Here is a 4,288-nt window from a genome sequence, read left to right as displayed (position 1 = left end):
TGCTTACAGCAAGGCAAACCCCGCGCCGCAGCGCGGCTCCGGGCCCTGTAAGCTCCAAAAGGAGCTTACGGCCCTCGCTGCCGCGGCAAACCAGCCCCTGTAAGCGCCAAAAGCCGCTTACAGCAAGGCAAAACCCCGCGCCGCAGCGCGGCTTCGGGCCCCGTAAGCTCCAGAAGGAGCTTACAGCCCTCGCCGCTGGCGGCGCAGCAAACCAAAACCAAGCGCGCGGCGTTGCCAACGCTCGCCGCGTGCACCACATAGCCCGCCCTGACAGAGGCGGGCAGTACAAGAGGAGCTGATCGCGACGTGAACAATAGTCGAATCTATTTATCCCCGCCGCATTTGGGATCGCGGGAGCGCGAATATGTAGAGTTAGCCTTCCGCACGAACTGGATCGCGCCGCTTGGTCCCAATGTCGACCAGTTCGAGCGCGAGCTGGCCGAGAAGGTGGGAGCGAAGGGGGCAGTTGCGTTGTCCTCCGGCACCGCGGCCATCCATATGGCGCTTAAGCTGCTGGGAGTTGGACGGGGCGACCGCGTATTCGTCTCCTCGCTTACTTTTATCGCAAGCGTGAATCCGGTGCTGTACGAAGGCGGCGTGCCGGTCTTCATCGACTGCGACGCCGAGACTTGGACGATGTCTCCGCAGGCGCTCGAGCGCGCCTTCGAGGAAGCGCATCGCAATAAGCAGCTGCCTAGAGCGGTTATCGTTGTCCACTTATACGGGCAGAACGCGGACATGGACGCAATCAACGAGATCTGCGCCAAATACCGCGTGCCGGTCATTGAAGACGCCGCCGAATCCCTAGGCACCACATATAAAGGCCAATCCAGCGGTACCCATGGCAAATTCGGGATCTACTCCTTTAACGGCAACAAAATCATTACCACCTCCGGCGGCGGCATGCTTGTCTCCGACGATACCGCGGCGCTGTCGAAGGCGCGCTTCTGGGCCACGCAAGCCCGCGAGCCGCAGCCTCATTACGAGCATGCGGAGCTTGGCTACAACTACCGTTTGAGCAACGTGCTTGCGGGTATCGGCCGCGGACAGCTGGAGCTGCTGGACGACCGGGTAGCCGCTAGACGTGCGGTGTTCGACCGGTACAAGCGGGCTTTTGCCGACATCGAAGGCATCAACATGATGCCGGAAGCGGAATATGGCCGCGCTACCCGCTGGCTGACGACGATGACGATCGATCCGATTATTACCGGCTGTACACCGGCCGATCTGCTGGAACGGCTCACCGAAGCCAATATCGAAGCGCGCCCGGTATGGAAGCCGATGCACCGCCAGCCGCTTTTGCAATATTATCCGTATTTCCCGCATGAGCCGGGCAGCAGCGTGTCCGACACGCTGTTCGAACAAGGCATTTGCCTGCCGTCGGGCTCCAGCCTCACCTTAGATGAGCAAGACCGCGTGATCACCTGCATCAAGCAAACCATTCAAATGAATTCAAGGAGGATGTCCCATGAAAGTGCGTAAAGCGATAATTCCAGCTGCCGGTCTCGGCACAAGATTCCTGCCTGCAACAAAAGCTCAGCCGAAGGAAATGCTGCCGATCGTGGACAAGCCGACTATCCAATACATCATTGAAGAAGCGATTGCTTCCGGCATCGAGGACATTCTGATCATCAGCGGCCGCGGCAAGCGGGCGATTGAGGACCATTTTGACAAAACGTTCGAGCTGGAGGACATGCTGGCCAAGAAAGGCAAGACGAAGGAGCTTGAGCAAATCCGCGGCATCTCCGAGATGGCGAACATTCACTACATCCGTCAAAAAGAGCCTAAAGGCCTCGGCCACGCGATCTGGTGCGCACGCAGCTTTGTGGGCAACGAGCCGTTTGCCGTACTGCTTGGGGACGACATCGTACAGTCCGAGGATCCTTGCCTCAGCCAGCTGATCCGCGTCTACGACCGCTATCAGTCTTCGGTTGTTGGCGTGCAGCGCGTAGCCGACGAGGACGTATCCAAATACGGGATTATCGCTCCTCGCGGATCGTCGATCGAGCCGTCGGTCTTTTTCCTGGACGGTCTGGTGGAGAAGCCTTCGAAAAAAGCCGCTCCTTCCAATTACGCGATTATGGGTCGTTACGTGCTGTCGCCGGAGATTTTCGATATTCTCGAGCATCAAACCCCTGGCGCGGGCGACGAAATTCAGCTGACCGACGCGATCAAGAAGCTGAACGATCAGCGCAACGTGCTCGCTTACAACTTTGAAGGCGTCCGTTACGACGTAGGCGACAAGTTTGGTTTTATCAAAGCACAGCTCGACTTCGCGCTGCAGCGCGATGATCTGCAGAAGGATGTGCTGGGCTACCTGCAGCAAGTGTACGAGAAGCATTTTATTACGAAGGCGGCGAACTAACATGCGGAAAATTACAGTAATCGGTACGGGTTATGTCGGTCTTGTTTCGGGCACTTGCTTTGCCGAGGTAGGCAACCGGGTCATCTGCTGCGACGTGGATCAGCGCAAAATCGACCTGCTCAATAGCGGCGTCATTCCGATCTATGAGCCGGGTCTCGAAGAAATGGCGCTTCGCAACAAGGAGCAGGGCCGCCTGCTCTTCACCACCGAAGTAGGCGAAGCGATCGAGGCTTCGGATATCGTCTATATCGCGGTTGGAACGCCGATGTCGGAGACGGGCGAAGCGGATATGCGTTACGTCATGTCGGCGGCTAAGAAAATCGGCGAGCATCTTAACGGCCACAAAATCATCGTGAACAAAAGCACCGTGCCCGTTGGCACCGGCGAGCTTGTGCGCGAGGTAGTTCAGGCCAACAAGAAATACCCTTGGACAAGCTTTGACGTCGTGTCCAATCCGGAGTTCCTCCGTGAAGGTACGGCGCTGTCGGACTGCATGAACATGGACCGCGCCATTATCGGCTCGGACAACGCGGAGGCGGCGGAGCAGATCGCGCAGCTGCATGCGCCTTTTAACACGCGGATCTTCAAGACGGATCTGGAAAGCGCGGAGATGATCAAATACGCGGCGAACACGTTCCTCGCGACCAAAATCTCGTTCATCAACGCTATCGCCAACATCTGTGAGAAAGTCGGCGCCGACGTGGAAGACGTAGCCAAAGGCATGGGCATGGACAGCCGGATCGGCGAAAAATTCCTCCAGGCCGGCATCGGCTACGGCGGCTCCTGCTTCCCGAAAGACACTTATGCGTTAGCGCATATCGCGGACAAGTCGGGGTATGATTTCGAACTGCTGAAGTCGGTTATCCGAACAAACCATCGCCAGCGTTTCGTTGTCATGGACAAGCTGCGCGAGACGCTTGGCGGACTTGCGGGCAAGCAGATTGCCGTGCTGGGCCTGGCATTCAAGCCTAACACGGATGACATGCGCGAAGCGCCGTCCCTGACGATTATTCCGGAGCTGCTGAAGCAAGGCGCGGTGGTTCGGGCGTTTGATCCGATTGCAGCCGAAGCGGCAAAGAAACAGCTGCCTGCGGAGGTCGCTTACCTGGAGTCGGCGGAGCTTGCGGCAGCGGGCTGCGATGCTTGCGTGATTTTGACCGAATGGAATGAAGTACTGACGATGGATTTGGCAAAAGTCCGCGATCGGATGAAGCAGCCGATCATGATTGACGGACGCAACAGCTTTGATCCGAAGGTAATGGAGCAGCACGGTTTTGTCTACTACTCCGTAGGACGCCGTCCGGTGAATCGTCCGGAGGCGGAACGCAAATCCGTGAATTTATAAGGTTAGCCTTTGGCGAGCCTGTAAGCTACTGCAATCCTGTTCTCGAAAGGGGGTGAGCACTTGAATGATTGTCCGCTTCGGCCGGGCGGATGTGAAGTGCGGATTTACCTTATAAAACGAAATTGCAGGAAATGCAGGAGGAGGAAGGTATGAAAAAGAAATTCCGGGCACTGATAACGCTGGCTGCCACGGCTTTGCTTGTGCCGGCGCTGATTGTTAACGCGTCCAGCGCAGCAGCTGCATCCAAAGCACCAACAGCTGCCGTTACAACGGGATCGTCATTGTCGGGCTTATTCTCGCAATCGTCGTTCCAACCGTTTGCCAATACGTTCATTCAGAAGGTGATTCAGAACTTTGCACAAGAAGTGCAAAAGGTTGTTGAGAGCGTTCAGAATGGCAAAGGCAATAACGGCAAAGGCAACAACGGTAATGGCAATGGCAACAGCGGCAATAACGGTAACAACGGCAACAACGGCAACAACGGCAACAACGGCAACAACGGCAACAACGGCAACAACGGCAACAACGGCAACAACGGCAACAACGGCAACAACGGCAACAACGGCAACAACGGCAAC

4 protein-coding genes are annotated in these 4,288 nt (G+C 56.8%); all 4 read left to right on the top strand.

The features are described from left to right. Positions 1–306 precede the first annotated feature (306 nt). On the top strand, positions 307–1,482 hold the full coding sequence (locus WFK81_RS30690; protein ID WP_336791193.1) for a DegT/DnrJ/EryC1/StrS family aminotransferase: 1,176 nt from the start codon (positions 307–309) through the stop codon (positions 1,480–1,482). Then, positions 1,469–2,365: a UTP--glucose-1-phosphate uridylyltransferase GalU gene (gene galU / locus WFK81_RS30685; RefSeq protein WP_336791191.1), complete on the top strand. Its 897-nt coding sequence runs from the start codon at positions 1,469–1,471 to the stop codon at positions 2,363–2,365. Before WFK81_RS30690 ends, galU begins: the two co-directional genes overlap by 14 nt. A 1-nt stretch (position 2,366) precedes the next feature. Further along, the gene (gene tuaD, locus WFK81_RS30680) at positions 2,367–3,710 is read left to right on the top strand and encodes a UDP-glucose 6-dehydrogenase TuaD (protein WP_336791189.1); all 1,344 of its coding nucleotides are present in this window, start codon (positions 2,367–2,369) and stop codon (positions 3,708–3,710) included. Between the two features lie 149 nt (positions 3,711–3,859). Next, a partial coding sequence (locus tag WFK81_RS30675) for a hypothetical protein (RefSeq protein WP_336791186.1) occupies positions 3,860–4,288 on the top strand: 429 nt, incomplete at its 3' end.

Source organism: Paenibacillus sp. MMO-177 (assembly GCF_037147795.1).
GTDB lineage: Bacteria > Bacillota > Bacilli > Paenibacillales > Paenibacillaceae > Pristimantibacillus.
This window is presented reverse-complemented; position numbering and strand designations above follow the sequence as displayed.

Coding starts and splice junctions, on each gene's coding strand:
- galU (WP_336791191.1), top strand. CDS start 1,469: ATGAAAGTGCGTAAAGCGATAATTCCAGCTGCCGGTCTCGGCACAAGA.
- tuaD (WP_336791189.1), top strand. CDS start 2,367: ATGCGGAAAATTACAGTAATCGGTACGGGTTATGTCGGTCTTGTTTCG.